The organism is Kitasatospora sp. NPDC127116, assembly GCF_042677365.1.
GTDB classification, from domain to species: Bacteria; Actinomycetota; Actinomycetes; order Streptomycetales; family Streptomycetaceae; genus Kitasatospora; species Kitasatospora lactacystinica.
The window spans coordinates 1-15,573 of sequence record NZ_JBHXTL010000074.1 but is presented as its reverse complement, the minus strand read 5'-3'; the positions used below and the strand labels follow the sequence as shown (position 1 = coordinate 15,573).

The 15,573-nt window shown below is 72.1% G+C and carries 15 protein-coding genes; 10 read left to right on the top strand and 5 right to left on the bottom strand.

Annotation, left to right across the window (positions count from 1 at the left end):
• Positions 1-76: 76 nt before the first annotated feature.
• Both ACFVHV_RS26875 and ACFVHV_RS26870 read right to left on the bottom strand, forming a co-directional pair.
• Positions 77-445 carry a hypothetical protein gene (locus tag ACFVHV_RS26875; protein WP_380354145.1) on the bottom strand — a complete coding sequence of 123 codons (369 nt, stop codon included), beginning with the start codon at positions 443-445 and terminating at the stop codon, positions 77-79.
• Between the two features lie 302 nt (positions 446-747).
• Positions 748-4,404 carry a hypothetical protein gene (locus ACFVHV_RS26870; protein WP_380354143.1) on the bottom strand — a complete coding sequence of 1,219 codons (3,657 nt, stop codon included), beginning with the start codon at positions 4,402-4,404 and terminating at the stop codon, positions 748-750.
• A gap of 292 nt (positions 4,405-4,696) precedes the next feature.
• Here ACFVHV_RS26870 and ACFVHV_RS26865 point away from each other — a divergent pair, with 292 nt between their 5' ends.
• The 7 genes from ACFVHV_RS26865 to lspA all read left to right on the top strand — a co-directional run bounded on the left by ACFVHV_RS26865 (position 4,697) and on the right by lspA (position 12,025).
• Positions 4,697-5,242, top strand: coding sequence for a GNAT family N-acetyltransferase (locus ACFVHV_RS26865; RefSeq protein WP_380354140.1), 546 nt, complete (start codon positions 4,697-4,699; stop codon positions 5,240-5,242).
• 182 nt (positions 5,243-5,424) lie between these two features.
• A complete protein-coding gene (locus ACFVHV_RS26860) occupies positions 5,425-5,517 on the top strand; it encodes an Ms4533A family Cys-rich leader peptide (RefSeq protein WP_317620150.1) in 93 nt (30 codons plus the stop codon).
• A gap of 146 nt (positions 5,518-5,663) precedes the next feature.
• The gene (locus ACFVHV_RS26855; RefSeq protein ID WP_380354138.1) at positions 5,664-7,382 is read left to right on the top strand and encodes an ABC transporter substrate-binding protein; all 1,719 of its coding nucleotides are present in this window, start codon (positions 5,664-5,666) and stop codon (positions 7,380-7,382) included.
• A gap of 32 nt (positions 7,383-7,414) precedes the next feature.
• Positions 7,415-8,482 (top strand): ABC transporter permease, encoded by a 1,068-nt coding sequence (locus tag ACFVHV_RS26850; RefSeq protein ID WP_380354137.1) that lies wholly within the window; start codon positions 7,415-7,417, stop codon positions 8,480-8,482.
• Positions 8,479-9,468, top strand: coding sequence for an ABC transporter permease (locus tag ACFVHV_RS26845; protein WP_359908179.1), 990 nt, complete (start codon positions 8,479-8,481; stop codon positions 9,466-9,468). The genes ACFVHV_RS26850 and ACFVHV_RS26845 overlap by 4 nt, the downstream gene beginning before the upstream one ends.
• A gap of 101 nt (positions 9,469-9,569) precedes the next feature.
• Positions 9,570-11,267: an ABC transporter ATP-binding protein gene (locus ACFVHV_RS26840; RefSeq protein ID WP_380354196.1), complete on the top strand. Its 1,698-nt coding sequence runs from the start codon at positions 9,570-9,572 to the stop codon at positions 11,265-11,267.
• A 242-nt stretch (positions 11,268-11,509) separates the two neighbouring features.
• Entirely contained in the window at positions 11,510-12,025 is a 516-nt protein-coding gene (gene lspA / locus ACFVHV_RS26835) for a signal peptidase II (RefSeq protein ID WP_380354135.1), read from the top strand.
• Between the two features lie 103 nt (positions 12,026-12,128).
• On the opposite strand, the gene ACFVHV_RS26830 is transcribed toward lspA, so the two are convergent.
• From ACFVHV_RS26830 to ACFVHV_RS26820, 3 genes are all read right to left on the bottom strand, one after another.
• The gene (locus ACFVHV_RS26830) at positions 12,129-12,536 is read right to left on the bottom strand and encodes a hypothetical protein (protein WP_380354133.1); all 408 of its coding nucleotides are present in this window, start codon (positions 12,534-12,536) and stop codon (positions 12,129-12,131) included.
• A 27-nt stretch (positions 12,537-12,563) separates the two neighbouring features.
• Positions 12,564-13,070, bottom strand: coding sequence for a S41 family peptidase (locus tag ACFVHV_RS26825; RefSeq protein WP_380354130.1), 507 nt, complete (start codon positions 13,068-13,070; stop codon positions 12,564-12,566).
• Positions 13,071-13,169: 99 nt separating this feature from the next.
• Positions 13,170-13,325, bottom strand: coding sequence for a hypothetical protein (locus tag ACFVHV_RS26820; protein ID WP_380354127.1), 156 nt, complete (start codon positions 13,323-13,325; stop codon positions 13,170-13,172).
• A 57-nt stretch (positions 13,326-13,382) separates the two neighbouring features.
• Here ACFVHV_RS26820 and ACFVHV_RS26815 point away from each other — a divergent pair, with 57 nt between their 5' ends.
• From ACFVHV_RS26815 to ACFVHV_RS26805, 3 genes are all read left to right on the top strand, one after another.
• Positions 13,383-14,021: an ArsR/SmtB family transcription factor gene (locus tag ACFVHV_RS26815; RefSeq protein ID WP_380354126.1), complete on the top strand. Its 639-nt coding sequence runs from the start codon at positions 13,383-13,385 to the stop codon at positions 14,019-14,021.
• The gene (locus ACFVHV_RS26810; protein ID WP_380354123.1) at positions 13,999-14,499 is read left to right on the top strand and encodes a SitI3 family protein; all 501 of its coding nucleotides are present in this window, start codon (positions 13,999-14,001) and stop codon (positions 14,497-14,499) included. The genes ACFVHV_RS26815 and ACFVHV_RS26810 overlap by 23 nt, the downstream gene beginning before the upstream one ends.
• An 83-nt stretch (positions 14,500-14,582) precedes the next feature.
• Positions 14,583-15,533, top strand: coding sequence for an ankyrin repeat domain-containing protein (locus ACFVHV_RS26805; protein ID WP_359915612.1), 951 nt, complete (start codon positions 14,583-14,585; stop codon positions 15,531-15,533).
• Positions 15,534-15,573: the final 40 nt, after the last annotated feature.

Below are 15,573 nucleotides of genomic sequence, written 5' to 3'. Positions count from 1 at the left end.
GGACGCCCCAGCGGCGGGCGACCCGGGGCGGGCGGCGGAGAAGCGCCGCGCCCGGGGTCCGCGTCGCCGCGCCCGTTCACCGGGTTGCCGCTTCGCGTCGCTCCAGCCAGTCGAGGTACCAGGTGGCGAAGGTGTGGCGGTTCCCCCGCGCGTCGACGCACGGATCGAAGGGCGGGTCGACCGCACCGTCCCGGTCGCGGAGCTCCCCGCGGCGAGGGCCGACGACGACGAGCCAGCCGGTCATCCCGCACCCGTTGTCGCTGATGTGGATCGCGCCCCGGCCGCGTTCCACGTGCCAGATCTCGTCGCCGGCGTCGCCGAATACCTCGCGGTAGTCGTCCAAGCGGTTGGTGTCCCCGTCCCGGGCGGCGGGTTCGTACCCGGCGGCGCGAAGCGTCGCGGTCTGCCGGTCGGCCCAGCCCTCCGTCTCGAAGCTGGATCCCACGGGGGTGCTCGTTCCTCTCGGTGGTGCGGGCTTCGGGTCCCCGGTCGGCGGGCGCGGGAGGTCCCGGTTCACGCGGTCGTTCCGGTGCCGGCGGCGGTGCGCCGAGACGAGCACTCTCCGGAGCTCACAGTACCGGCGTGCGCCGGGCCGGTACGGCGGCTGCGCCCCGGCCTCCGGGGGGTGAAGGACGCCATCGCCGACTCCGTCGCCGAGCACGCCGCCTGAGGACCGGCGCGGCGGTGGCCGGGGAAGAGGTCATTCCCCGGCCACCGCCCTTTCGGTCCGTCAGGGCCGTTTCGGGGTCACCCCATCGCCCCGCCCGCCTCGACCAGGATGGGCAGCAGCCAGTCGAGGTCGGTCATCGACGGATCGGTGGTGAGGTAGGGGAGGGCGGACGGCCAGGTCCCGATGTCGGGCTGGAGGTACGGGTTGCCGGTCCCGGGCTTGCCGCCGTGCGACCCGTGGCCGTGGCCGGGCTTGGGGTGGTGGCACTTGTCCGTCTCGCACGGCGGTTCGCAGCGGGCGAGGGCGGAGGACGGAGGAGTGGTCACCGGTGCGGTCCCCGGCGGGGAGCCCGGCGGCACGTAGGAGGCGGTGACCGTGTTGACGGTGTCCTCGCTGATCAGGCTGAAGCAGTAGAATGTCCTGGTCTGCCCCGCCGCCAGGTCGAACGTGCCGGCCGCCACCACGCAGGCCGGCTCCTGGGAGTCGTTCAGGGTGATGCCGGTCAGGTCCACGGTGCCGGTGTTGGTGACCGTGATCTGCCAGAAGGCCTGGCACTTGTCCGGAGCGCAGATTTCCTCGGGTGCGTTCCCCTTGTGCAGGGTCGCCTCCTTGCCCCACGGCCCGGCGCCGCCCGCGCCGCAGTCGGCGGCGTTGTCGGACTGGCAGACCTCCTTGTCCACGCTCAGCGACGGGACACCGGTGCCGCTGACGTTCACCGTGGCTTCGGAGGGGGGTGTGGTGACGGGGGTGCCGCCGGGGCCGGGGAAGGTGGCGGTGACGACGTTGGTGGTGGTTCGGGTGATGCCGGGGAGGTTGCAGGAGAAGTGCTGGGTGGCGCCGGCCGCGAGGTCGAAGGTGCCGGCGGTGGTGGCGCAGGAGGGTGTGACGGGGTCGGTGAGGGTGATTCCGGTGATGCCGACGGTGCCGGTGTTGGTGACGGTGATGCGCCAGTAGGCGGTGGCACCCTGGGCGACGGTGGCGGTTTTGGCCCACGGGCCGGGGCCGTTCTGGCCGCAGTCGGCCGGGTTGGTCGAGGTGCAGACCTCCTTGTTGATGCTGAGTGACGGGACACCGGTGCCGCTGACGTTCACCGTGGCTTCGGAGGGGGGTGTGGTGATCGGAGTGCCGCCTGGGCCGGGGAAGGTGGCGGTCACGGAGTTCACGGTGTGCTGGGTGACGTCGGTCAGGTCGCAGAAGACCTGATGGGATGCGCCGGCTGCCAGGTCGAACGTCCCTGCTGCGGTGACGCAGGACGGGGACACGCTGTCGGTCAGGGTGATCCCGGTGACCGGGACCGTGCCGGTGTTGGTCACGGTGATCCGCCAGTAGGCCGTGCTTCCGGACGGAATCGTCGCGTTCTTCGCCCACGGCCCGCTACCGCCGTCCACGCAGTCGGCAGCGCTCGTGGAGGTGCAGACCTCCTTGTTGATCGTCAGCATCGGTGTGCACTGGGCGCCGGGGGTCACCTGGAGGGTGACGGTGTTGGAGGTGACGGGCGGCTGGCCGTTGGTGACGGCGGACGCCTGGTTGGAGACGGCGGTGACGGAGCAGTCGGTGGCCACCGTGGTCTCGAAGCAGATCTGCGGTGCGTCGCCGACGAAGGTCACCTGCATCCGCGGGTGGTTGTCGGGGGTGAAGGACGATCCGTTGATCAGGGTGAGGTTGGCGATCACCTGGATCGGCGAGTCGCCGGTCGGGACGGACGAGATGTCCGCTGTTCCGGTGGCGGGGTTGAACGGGAAGGTGCCGATGGTGGTTCCGTCGGCCGCGAGCACGGTCACCGAGGAGTGGGCGAAGTCGACGGTCGTGGGATCGATGCCGAGGAGGCTGACCGTTCCGTAGGACCTGATGTGCCCGGTGGCTCCGTCGCAGTAGTACGCGGAGGGGTTGATGGTGCCCTGGGCCTTGGTCTTCAGGCAGGGCGAGGCTCCGGTGACCGGGTCGATCGAGAACAGGTAGCCGGTGTCGCCGAGGCTGTACTTGCACTGGCCGTCGTAGGCGAAGCCGTACGGGCTGGTGTTGCCGCCGTTGACGTCGGGCGGGCCGTTGACGATGCCGTTGGTGCCGTACTGGGTGCAGGGGCCCTGGACGGTCCAGTCGTAGCAGTACTCGGTGCTGTTGAGGGTCGGCGTGGTGCCCTGGTAGATCCAGAGCGGGAACTCGGTCTCCAGGTGCCCGTTGGGGGCGGTGATGGTCAGCGGCACCTGGAAGTTGGCCTCGCCGGGGGCGACGTTGGTGCTGACCAGGGCCTGGAGGCCGGGGGGCGCGGCGACGGGGTTGCCCGTCAGGTCGAAGCAGACGACGGTGCCGACCGGCGGGGTGACCTCCTGGTAGACGCCGCCGACCACCGTGCAGACGCCGGTGACGGTGCCCGCCGGGTCGTACATCTCGAAGACGTTGTCGGCCCGGGCGGGGGCGCCGCCGACCGGAGTGACCACGGTCCTGGGGGTGGCCCAACCGGTGCAGGCGGCGTTCGTCGACGGGTCGAAGCAGGACATCACCGTCGGCTGCGGGGCCGGGGTGTTGTCGGTGACGTAGATCTTGCCGTTGACGACCCGCATGATGCCGGCGTAGTCGCCGCTGAAGGCGACCTGTCCCTCGTTGGGCGGCAGGCCGATGCCGAACGTCCCGCAGGAGGCGTTGGCGACGGGGTCGTAGCAGAGGATCTCGCCGGTGCCGGAGACGGCGTGGATCAGCTGGTTCGGTGCCTGGACGACACCGCCCACGACCAGCCCGCTGCCGGTCTGGAGGGCGGTGAAGCCGCAGCTGGACTGGGCCTGGAGGTCGATGCAGCCGACGCCGATCAGCCCGAGGGTGGTCCGGCTGATCGCGGCGTAGTACAGCTTGGAGCCGAGCAGGACGTAGGTCGGGGTGCGGGTGCTGCCGAGGTCGCCGGTGGTCGCTCCGGCCACCGAGGAGTTCAGCGGCTGGGGCCAGGTGGCGGGGGCCCCGCTCGGCGTCGGACACGGCCCGTTGGTGAGCTGGTCGGTGCAGACCACGCTGGCCGTGTTGGAGAACCCGTGGTGGTAGATGTTCCAGATCTCGGGCGTGGGGACGCCGTTGATCGTGGCGGTGTAGAGGATGGGGGTGAAGCCGTCGCCGCCGGTGGCGGTGTTGATCGGGGTGAACGGCGGCGGGATCTGGACCACCTGACCGGTCGCCGGCGAGGCGAGCATCGGGTTGGTCGCCTGGACGGCGTTGGTGGCCGCGCCCGCGTCGGTGCCCGAGAAGGTCGTCCCGCCGTCGGTGGACCACTGCCTGTTGAAGCCGGGGGGCACCTGGAGGGACCCGGGCACGTAGGACTGGGTCTGCGGCGTGCTGCCCGGGCCGCCCTGGATCTTGTCGGTGACGGTGGTGCTGACCGGTGTGCCGTCCGGGTTGGTGGCGGAGACCACCCAGCGGACGGTGTCGCCGTGGGCGGTCCGGGTGGTGCTGCCGGTGGCGAGGTCGGTGCCGGTCTTCGCGAGGGTGACGGGCTGCTGACGGCCGCCTTGCCGGCTCTGGCCGCCGCCGACCGGGCCGCCGCCGACCGGGGCGCCGCCGGCCGGGCCGTCGGCGGTCGTGGCGTGCGCGGTGCGGTGGGTGGCGTGTGCCACTGCGGGCGCGGCGAAGGAGGCGGACGCCGTCGCGGCCGCGAGGAGGAGGGGCAGCGCGGCCCGGGTGAGGCGGCCGCGGAGCCCGACCGGTCCATGGCGTCTTCGCTCGCGTCCGTTGGTGGGTGGACAGCGCCTCATGACGATTCCCTTCGATCGGACGGTCCGGTGTCTGACGGTGCGCCGGACGGTGGTGGTGACGGGGCGGAGCCCGTGAATGCGGTAATGGGGTCGCTACCTTTGGTGACCGTACGAATGCAGTATCGCGTCTGAAAATCGGATAAATAGCGTCAATGCCGCCGAACGGGGACGCATTCACCCAGGCGTGCGCGGCGGAAACCGGCCTGACGGGTGTTCATCGCTCGGCCCGGCCCCGTGCGGAGACTCCCTGCATCCGGGAGGGATGTCGGAACCCTCTGGCATCCTTCGCCCCATGCCGTACGACGCCGCCCTCCACCTCGTCCAGACGACCGACCCGCAGGACGTCACCGCCGAACTCCGGCAGCAGCTGATCGACTGCTGGATCGCGGTCACCAACACCGGCGGCGCCGCGGGATTCCCGTTCCCTCCGGTGGGGCACGACGACGTCGCGCCCGCCGCGGACGGGCTCCTCGCCCGTCTCGATCCGCGGCGGAGTCGACTCCTCACCGCCCGGGTCGACGGCATCCTGGTCGGATGGGTCGTCCTCGACCGCGACCCCTACCGGCTCGTCGGGCACTGGGGCACCGTCCACCACCTCCAGACCCACCCGGCCGTCCGCGGCCGCGGAGTCGGATCCGCCCTCGTCCGCGAGCTCCGGAGGATCGCCCGCGACGAGCTCGGCCTGGAACAGCTGCGCCTGGCGGCGCGCGGCGGCGAGGGCCTGGAGGACTTCTACGGGCGGCTCGGCTGGCGCGAGATCGGACGCTGGCCCGAAGCCCTCCGGCTCGCTCCCCACGACACCCGCGACGAGGTCCTCATGATCCTCGCGCCGCTCTGACCGCCGAGGCGTTCGGGCCCCGCCGGGCGGCGGTGCGGTGCGACCCCGGTCGGTCTCCGTGCGGGGCCGGGGAGCCTCCGGAATCCCCGGAAGTCCGGGGGTATCCATTTCGGTGTCCACCTGGTGGGCAGGTCATAAGTGGAGTTTTGACATTCCGCTTAACTTCCTACAGTCTTCTCGGCATGTCTGACCGTCACCCGATCGAGTGCGCCGCCATCGAGCTGGCGCTGATCGGCGTGGCCGCGCACTGCGTTTCCGACAATCTCTGTCGCTGAATCCGCCTGCCCCGACGCGTTTTGCGGTGATCGCCGCATCGGGGTGTCGCCCCTCCCTGCGGGCGCGGTGCCGCTCACTCTTCCCGAAGCCTCACTGTCGCCCGCCTTCCTCCGTACACCATCGGTAGCGAAAGGCTCCCTTTCCGATGTCTCGAACCACCTTCACCCCTCGCCGCCTCGCCACGGCGACCGTCACCGTCGCGCTCGTCGTCGGACTGGCGGCGTGCGGACCGAAGGCCGACGGCGGTGGTGGCACCGGCAAGGACGCCGCGCCGCAGCAGGGCGGCACCCTCACCGTCCTCAACCAGAACCCGCAGGACCAGTTCGACCCCGCACGGCTCTACACCTCCGGCGGCGGCAACGTCCCCTCGCTCGTCTTCCGCACCCTCACCACCCGCAACCGGGCCGACGGCGCGGCCGGCACCAAGGTGGTCCCGGACCTCGCCACCGACACCGGCACCCCCTCCGAGGGCGCCACCGTCTGGACGTACCACCTCAAGGACGGCCTGAAGTTCGAGGACGGCTCGCCGATCACCACCGCCGATATCAAGTACGGCATCGAAAGGTCATTCGCCCCCGAACTCTCCGGTGGCGCACCGTTCCTGAGGGACTGGCTGGTCGGCGCCGCCGACTACCAGGGCCCGTACAAGGACGGCCGCACCCTGGACGCCATCGAGACGCCGGACGAGAAGACCATCGTCTTCCGCCTCAACAAGCCCGAGGGCGACTTCCCGTACCTGGCCACCCAGACGCAGTTCGCACCCGTCCCGAAGGCCAAGGACACCGGGGCGAAGTACCAGGACCACCCCGTCTCCTCCGGCCCCTACCAGGTGGTCAAGAACGAGAACGACGGCGCGCACCTCGTCCTCAAGCGCAACCCCAACTGGTCGGCGGCGACGGACGACCAGCGCAAGGCGTACCCCGACACCGTCGACGTGCAGTCCGGTCTCGACCCGGCGGTGATCAACCAGCGGCTCTCCGCCGGCACCGGCGCCGACGCGGCCGCCGTCACCACCGACACCAACCTCGGCCCCTCCGAACTCGCCCAGGTGAAGGACGACAAGGCCCTCGCCGCACGCGTCGGCACCGGCCACTTCGGCTACGTCAACTACCTGGCGTTCAACCCCAAGGTCAAGCCCTTCGACAACCCCAAGGTCCGGCAGGCCGTCGCCTACGCGATCAACCGCACCTCGGTCGTCAACGCCGCCGGCGGCTCCTCGCTCGCCGAGGCCGCCACCACCTACCTGCCCACCCAGGAGACCTTCGGGTACACCCCCTACGACCCGTTCCCGGCCGGTGCCACCGGCAACCCGGAGAAGGCCAAGGAGCTGCTGAAGGAGGCCGGTTACCCGGACGGCCTGACCATCACGCTCACCCACTCCAGCGCCGTGGGCAAGGGCTACGGCCCGGACCTGGCCACCGCCGTCCAGGACGGCCTGAAGGCCGCCGGGATCACCGTCCAGCTGGAGGCCCTGGACTCCACCAGGTACTCCAAGACGATCCACACCGTCAGCACCGAGCCCGGCCTCTTCCTCTCCGGATGGGGCGCCGACTGGCCGTCCGGCGGCCCGTTCCTCGCACCCATCTTCGACGGCCGGCAGATCGTCACCGACGGCTACAACTTCAACTCCGCACAGCTGGACGACCCGTCGGTGAACGACGAGATCGACCAGATCAACAAGATCACCGACCACGCCGAGGCAGCCAAGCGCTGGGGCGCCCTGGACCAGCGCATCGGTGACCAGGCCCTCACCGTCCCGCTGTTCCACCCCGTCTACAAGCGGCTGTCCGGCAAGGACGTCCGCAACATCGTCATCAGCGACTGGACCGGCGTGCTCGACATCTCCCAGGTCGCGGTCAAGTAGCGGTCGGGAACGGACGGATCGGTCAGACAACCATGGCTCCACAGGAACCCAGCGCCGGGGAGGCCCGCGCGGCCTCCCCGGCCGCCGGGGGACGGCAGGTCTGGCGGCGGCTGCTCGCGCGCCGCGCCGCCCTCGCCGCCGGCCTCGTCATCGTCCTGCTCGCCCTCGTCGCGGCGGCGGCACCGCTGCTCAGCGCGCTCGAAGGCCAGGACCCCACCAGCTACCACAACGACCTGCTCGACTCGGCGGCCGGCGGGGTGCCCACCGGCTCCTTCGGCGGCGTCAGCGCCGAGCACTGGCTGGGCGTCGAACCGGGCACCGGGCGCGACGTGTTCGCCCGGCTCGTCCACGGCGCCCGGATCTCGCTGCTCGTCGCCGTCGGCGCCACCCTCGTCCAGGTCGCGATCGGCGTCCTGCTCGGCCTCACCGCAGGCCTCGGCAACCGGCTGCTCGACCAGCTGATCGGCAACACCACCGAGGTGATGCTCGCGCTGCCCTCGCTGGTCTTCGCCATCTCGCTGATGGCGGTCGTGCCCTCCGGATTCCCCCGCCCGCTCCTGCTGACCCTGGTCATCGGGCTGCTGGGCTGGGCCGGCACCTCGCGGATCGTCCGGGCGCAGACACTCAGCCTCCGGCAGCTCGACTACGTCGCCGCGGCCCGGCTCGCCGGCGCCACCCGGTGGCGCATCGCCCGCCGGGAACTGCTGCCCTCCCTGGCGGCGCCGGTCATCACCTACGCGGCGGTGCTGCTCCCGTCCAATGTGATCGCCGAGGCCGGGCTCTCCTTCCTCGGCGTCGGCGTCAAGCCGCCGACCTCCTCCTGGGGCCAGATGCTCTCCGGCGCGACCACCTGGTTCCGCGCGGACCCGACGTACGTGCTGCTGCCGTCGGCGCTGCTGTTCGTCACCGTGCTCGCCTTCACCGTGCTCGGCGACGCCGTCCGCACCGAGCTCGACCCCCGCGCGGCCTCCCGGCTGCGGGTCGGCACGGCGCGGGGCGGCGCCGGTGCGGCGAGCGGCGGTCTCTCGACTGCCGGTTCCTCAAGTGCCGGTTCTTCGACTGCCGGTTCTTCGAGCGGCGCCGAGGAGGCCACCGCATGACCCGCTTCCTGCTCCGCAAGGCCGTCGGCATGCTCGGCGTCCTGCTCGCCCTCTCCCTGATCGTCTACGCGGTCTTCTACATCGCCCCCGGCGACCCCGCCCAGCTGGCCTGCGGCGAGAAGTGCAGCCCCGCCCAGGTCGCCCAGGTGCGCGAACGGCTCGGCCTCGACGCCCCCGTCCACCTGCAGTACGCCCACTTCCTCCAGGGCATCGTCGCCGGACGCGACTTCAGCGCCGGCACGGGCCTGCTGCACTGCCCGGCGCCCTGCCTGGGCGTCTCCTACCGCAGCGGCGAGCAGGTCACCGACATGATCACCGCCCGGCTGCCGGTCACGGCCTCGCTCGCGCTCGGCGCGATGGTGCTCTGGCTCGTCCTCGGGGTCGGCACCGGGCTGGTCTCCGCGCTGCGCCGGGGCCGGCTCAGCGAGCGCCTGCTGACCGGCCTGACCCTGGCCGGCAGCTCCATCCCGGTCTTCATCATCGGTCTGGTGCTGCTCATCGTCCTGTGCGCCCAGCTCCAGTGGCTGCCGTTCCCGAGCTACGTACCGCTCACCGACGACCCCCAGCAGTGGTTCTGGGGCCTGCTGCTGCCCTGGGTCTCGCTCGCCCTGATCGAGTCCGCCAAGTACGCCCGGCTGACCCGCTCGTCCATGCTGGAGGCCCTCGCCGACGACCACATCCGGACCTTCCGGGCGTACGGCGTCAGCGAGCGGCGCCTGGTGACCCGGCACGCGCTGCGCGGCGCGCTCACCCCGGTGATCGCGCTCACCGCCATCGACCTCGGGACGATGTTCGGGTCCGCCGTGCTGACCGAGTCGCTCTTCGGCCTCCCGGGGCTCGGCAAGCTGCTGGTCACCTCGGTCGGCCTGATCGACCTGCCGACCGTCGTCGGCCTCACCCTCGTCACCGGGTTCTGCGTGGTCCTCGCCAACGTCATCGCGGACGTGCTCTACGCGGTGTCCGACCGAAGGGTGGTCCTGACGTGAGCGCCGAACCGCTGGGCGCCGAGCGTCTGGTCGCCAAGTCTCCGGGTGCCGAGTCTCCGGCTGCCGAGTCACGGGGTGTCGAGTCTCCGGGTGCCGAACCCCTGGTCGACGTCCGGGACCTGGTCGTCGACTTCCCGGTCGGCGACGGCCACGTGCGCGCCGTCGACGGCGTGGGCTTCACCCTGGAGGCCGGACAGGCACTCGGCATCGTCGGCGAGTCCGGCTCCGGCAAGAGCACCGTCGCCTACGGACTGCTCGGCCTGCACCGCGGGACCGGAGCCCGGATCGGCGGCACCGTCCGGGTCGCCGGCGTGGACGCCGTCACCGCCGAGGGCGCGGAACTCCGGCGCCTGCGCGGCGGACTGGCCGCCATGGTGTTCCAGGACCCGCTCTCCGCGCTCGACCCGTACTACGCGGTGGGCGACCAGATCGCCGAGGTCGTCCAGGTCCACCGGGACGTCTCCCGCCGGGGCGCCAGGGCCCGGGCCGTCGAGGTGCTCGACCGCGTCGGCATCGCCGACGCGGCCCGCCGCTCGCGCTCGCGTCCGCACGAGTTCAGCGGCGGAATGCGCCAGCGGGTGCTGATCGCGATGGCCCTCGCCTGCGAGCCGCGACTGCTGGTCGCCGACGAGCCGACGACCGCGCTGGACGTCACCGTCCAGGCCCAGATCCTCGACCTGCTCCACGAGTTGCGCGCGGAGACCGGGGCCGGGCTGGTCCTGGTCACCCACGACCTGGGCGTGGTCGCCGGAAGCGTCGACCGGGTGCTGGTGATGAAGGACGGCCGGGCGGTGGAACACGGCCCGGTCACCGAGGTGCTGGGCGCTCCGCGCGAGCCGTACACCCGCGCGCTGCTGTCGGCGGTGCCCCGGGTCGACGCGCCCGGCGCTCCGGACGTGTCGACCGCATCGACCGTTCCGACCGTCTCAACCGCTCCGACCGGGACGGCCGAGTCGGTCGGGGGAGAGGTCCTGCTCGAAGCCACCGACCTGCGCCGGGAGTTCGCCACCCGGGGCGGCCTCACCCGGCGCGCCGCCCCCGTCACCGCCGTGGACGGCGTCTCGCTCACCGTACGGGCCGGCGAGACCCTGGGCATCGTCGGCGAGTCCGGCTCCGGAAAGACCACGCTCGGACGGATGCTCGTCCGGCTGCTGGAACCGACCGGCGGCCGGCTCCACTACCGCGGCCGCGACATCGGCGCGCTGGGGGAGAAGGAACTGCGCCCGCTCCGGCGGGAACTGCAGATGGTCTTCCAGGACCCGGTGTCCTCGCTCAACCCGCGCCGCTCCATCGGGGAGTCCGTCGCCGACCCGCTGCGCATCGCCGGCGAGAACGACGAGCGCCGCATCCGCGCCCGGGTCGGCGAACTCCTCGAACGCGTGGGGCTCGACCCCGACTGGTACCACCGCTATCCGCACGAGTTCTCCGGCGGGCAGCGGCAGCGGGTCGGCATCGCCCGGGCGCTCGCGCCCCAGCCGCGACTGATCGTCTGCGACGAACCGGTCTCCGCGCTGGACGTCACCACCCAGGCCCAAGTGGTCGAGCTGCTGGGCGAGTTGCAACGCGACCTCGGCCTCGCGCTGGTCTTCATCGCCCACGACCTCGCCGTGGTCCGGCAGGTCAGCGACCGGGTCGCCGTGATGCGGGCCGGACGGATCGTGGAGCAGGGCGACGCCGACGCCGTGTACGACTCGCCCCAGCACGCCTACACCAAGGGCCTGCTGGCCGCCGTACCCGTGCTCGACCCGGTCGAGGCGACCGCCCGACGCCACGCCCGACTGGCAACCGCCGGCGCCTGACCGAACCCGGCCCCGGACCGGCCCGCACCCCACGGGGTGCGGGCCGGCTGCGTTGCCGGAGCACCCGGCGCACACCACGACACCGCCCGTGCGGGTCCGGCGGGACGGACGCTCCGGCGGAACCCGGGCCCGCCGGGGCGCCGGCTGCCGTCACCTACACTGCGGCCATGACTGGCTTACTACGTCTATGGGTTGCGCGAGGAGCTTCCTCGCCCGGTGACATGCCTCGACGGTCGGGAATCATGACAGCCGTAGCACTCGTGCTGCTGGCGGCGGATTTCGTCACCAAACAGATAGCGCTGACACATTTCTCGGGGAGCGATCCGACAGAGGCCCTCGGTGGGCTTCTGAGATTCACGCTGGTCTTCAACTCGGGTGGAGCATTCTCCATCGGGGAGGGGGAGGCATGGTTCTTCACCACGGTGAAGATCGTGGTCGTCGTCGCCATGCTGGTGGTGTCGCCCCGAATCCGTACCCCCGTCTGGGCGGTCTCCTTCGGGCTGGTCATCGCCGGGGCAGCCGGAAATCTCGTCGACCGGTTGTTCCGGGCCCCCTCCCCGTTGCAGGGGCGCGTCGTGGACTGGATCCAACTGCCGCACTGGCCGGTCTTCAACCTCGCCGACTGTGGCGTGGTGTGCGGCAGCGCCCTGGTGATGTGGGCCTCGATGCGAGGCATCCGCCTGAACGGTACGCGCGAGTCCGACGCGCCGGCCGAGGCGGGCGCAACGGAGCGGACTGCCGAGGGGAGGGACCGGTAGGCAATGGGCCTTCCGGCCCAGCCGTACCGCTGCCGTACGGGCCTGGGCGCCGGGCCCGGCGCCGCGATGGCCCGGGCCCGGCAGGCCGGGGCGCCGGGCCCTCCTAACCGTTGCCGATGGTGAGTTGGGCGATGGTCCCGAGCTCCTCGGTGTCGTCGAGGTCGAGCAGTGAGAGGTGGGCGGCCGCCGGGTTGCCCGCGGCGAAGTTGTTCCGGTTCAGAGTCGTGACCGGGACGACCGCCTTCACGGTCGCGCCCGTGCAGCTGGGGGCGAACCGGGTGGCGCCGAGGGCACCGGAGCGCCGGTCCTCGGCGGTCACGGTCGCGGACCTGACGAAGCCGCCGGGGTCGCAGGAGTACGCGATGGTGATGTTCACCGTCGTCGAAGAACTGCCGGAGACGGTCGCGCCGTCGATCCGCACCCCGGTGCCGGCGTGCGCCGGAGCTGCGCCGAGCAGCATCCCCACGGCCAGTGCGGGGACGCCGAGCCAGGTCGCGATCCTGCCGTTCATGAGGGTCCCTTCGTTGTCGGTTACCTGTCATGCTACGAACGGCGGTGCGCACCGGCCAGGCCCGCCGACGAAGTTGGAGCGGTGTTCATCCGGGCGCCCCCGCCGACGTGGCCAGGGGAGGCGCTGCGCGTGGTGCTGCCGATGCGCCGGGCCGGGGCAGCCTGCCAGGCGGGCGAGGGCCAGGGCGTGAGCGCGGTCGAGGGAGTCGCCGGCGGCGCTAGGGACGTCCGGCCGCACGCCGACGCCCTCCCAGTTCGTGCGGGAGACGGGGTTGACGGCGCGGCCGACGGGGACGGTGGCCTCCAGGTGCGGGTGCACGGTCCAGCCCTGGCACGGATGTGCGCCGCCGCGGGTGCGCTCGCCGACGACCACGGCGCGGCCGAGCTGCTGGAGGTCGTACGCCAGCTCCTCGGCGGCGGAGAAGGTGCTGTCGCTGGACAGTACGTACAGCGGCTTGCTGCCGCCGGAGCGCGCGCCGGGAACGTGCGGCAGGCTCCAGGACTGCTCGCTGCGTCCGCCGCCGTGCCAGTGCATGGTGTTGAGGTGGGTGACCGGTTCGGCGTGGTGCTTCAGCCTCAGGTGCCGGTCGCCGTTGACGGATCGCAGGTCCGCGGTGACCAGCCGGGCCAGCTCCTAGGCGCCGTCGACGTCGTGGGCGCCCTCGGTGAGGCGTCGTCGCAGCAGGCCGGCGAGCTGTTCGGCTATGTCGGGGAAAACGTAGTGCTCGGTCAGCAGCCGGGCCGTCTCGTCGATGACAGGGGCGGGCTGAAGCTTCGTCGTAGTCGTCATGGCAGGGAGTAGAGCACTGCCCTTGCGAAAGCGTCAAAGAGTTCAGACACTTTCGGCATGCGTGATCAGCCGTCCTACCCGCCGCCTTCCGAGGAAGTTCTGGAGATCGGTGCGCCCGAGCAGTTCGCGGCGCTCTCCCACCCGTTGCGTCAGCGGCTGCTCTTCGCCCTGGGCCACCGGCCTGCCACCATCAGGCAGCTTGCGGCGCAGCTCGACGCCAAGAAGGGCAACGTGGCCCACCACCTCAAGGTGCTCCGCGACGCCGGGCTGGTCCGCGTCGTCGAGACCCGCCAGGTCCGCGGCGGCACCGAGCAGTACTACCAGCGCACGGCCCGCCACATGGTCGTCGTCGAACCTCAAGCGGTGGGCACCGCCGCGATGTTCGCCGCGGTCGCCCAGGAGCTGGACCTCTCTCCCGCCGAGACCCACCTGACACTGCGCCACCTGCGTCTCGGTCCCGCGAAGGCGAGAGAACTCGGCGAGGCCCTCACCGAACTGGTCGACGAGGCCGAGGAGGACGCGGAGGACCAGCCCCTGCACGGCGTGCTGGTGGCGCTCTATCAGCAGGCGCTGCCGAGCGGCACTACCGGCACCTCCGGCACCACCGATGCTGCCCGGCCTCGCGGCGCCCATGCTCCTCCGCCACCCGTGGTGGAGGAGAAGGACGGATTCCATGGCGATTTCCTACAGTCTTGAGCTGGTGACCCCGTGGGCCCCGGTCCGGGTCGCCCGGAGGCTCGTCGACGTCGCCCGGCCGATGCGGCTCTTCGCCGTCCCCGCGACCGTCCCCGCGACCGCCGACACGCTGCTCGCGGACGGCGCGCTCACGGTGCACGGCACCTGGATCCGGGTGACCCCGCTCAAGCCCACCCCCTGGGGAGATCCCCGGATCGGCGGCCGGGTCTTCACCCCGACCGTCTCGGTCGCCTTCCGGCTCGGCAAGACCACCGACGTCTCCGGCCAGCAGGACGACATGATCCGGCTGTCCGACGCCCTCCTCGCGCGGGTGCCCGGTGACGCGGTTCTGCACCTCGACCAGGAGGACGTCTGGATGGTGCGCCGGGACGGCGAGTTGATCCTCGGCGAGCGGTCCGACAGCTGGCCGCCGGACCGCCTCGCCACCGTCTCGGGGTCCTACCGCCGCCGGACGTACGAGTTCGTCCACGAGGACTGACCGAACCGGGTTGTCCGACCCTCGTGCGATCGTCTGCGAAGGGACTGACGCCCGCGCCGGCGCGCGGAGGACGGAGGGGCACGATGACGGGCTGGGCCGGTGTGAGCCGGGAGGGCCGGCGGGACCACGGCGAGATCCGCGAGCGGTTCGACGCGGGCGCCGACCCGGATGCGTGGGGCTCGGGGCGCCCGCTGCACCGGGCGGCAGGGAGCGGATCCCCCGAGGTGGTGGCCGAACTGGCGGGCCGCGTCTCGGACGTGGACGCGTTGGAGGACGGGACGACCGCGCTGTGGGAGGCCGTCATGGACAACCGGCCGGACAATGCCCGGGCCCTCGTGGCCGCGGGTGCCGATCCCTGGCGGCCACTGCTCGGCGGCTGGTCGCCGGGCCGCCTCGCGCTGGCCGGCCCGACCCCCGACCTGTTCCCCGTCCCGGACGGGGAACCCGGCCTGACGGCCGCCGAGCGGGCCGCCGTCCAGCGCGGCCGGCAACTCCTCCGGGCCCTGGGGCGCTTCCACTACGAGGGCACCGGCCTCGCCTGCATCGCCGGCATCGACGCCGCCGAGGCGATCCGCCGCCTGGACGCGACGCCCGCGGACGAGGAGTTCATGGAGCGCTTCCTCGACTGCCCGTACGAGTACGGCATGGCCGAGAGGCTGCTCGTCGCCGGCGTCACGACCGTTCCCGGCGGATGCGTCGTCACCCAGCCCTGGGGTCACGCCCCGTCCGCTCTCGATGCGATGACCCGTCTGACCGCCGGCACCGTCGGCTACGGCCTCTACGCCAACCCCAAGAGCGGCAACCAGGGCGGCATCGTCCGCGACGGCGCCGTCGAAGGATGGGACCTCCACCCCGGCGGCGGCCCCCGGCAGGGCGACACCCCCGAGGAGGTGCTGGCCGGCTACCTCTACCACCACCACGCCGTCGCCCATGCCTGTGCCTTCGCCGGCCTGCGACCCGTCGACGCCCGCGCCGTCACCGGGCCCGCCGACACGTGGATCCGGCTGCCCGACCCCGGCCGGCGGGAGCACTGACCGGCCCGCAGGCCGTCCGCCTGCCGCCTGCCCGGCGGCC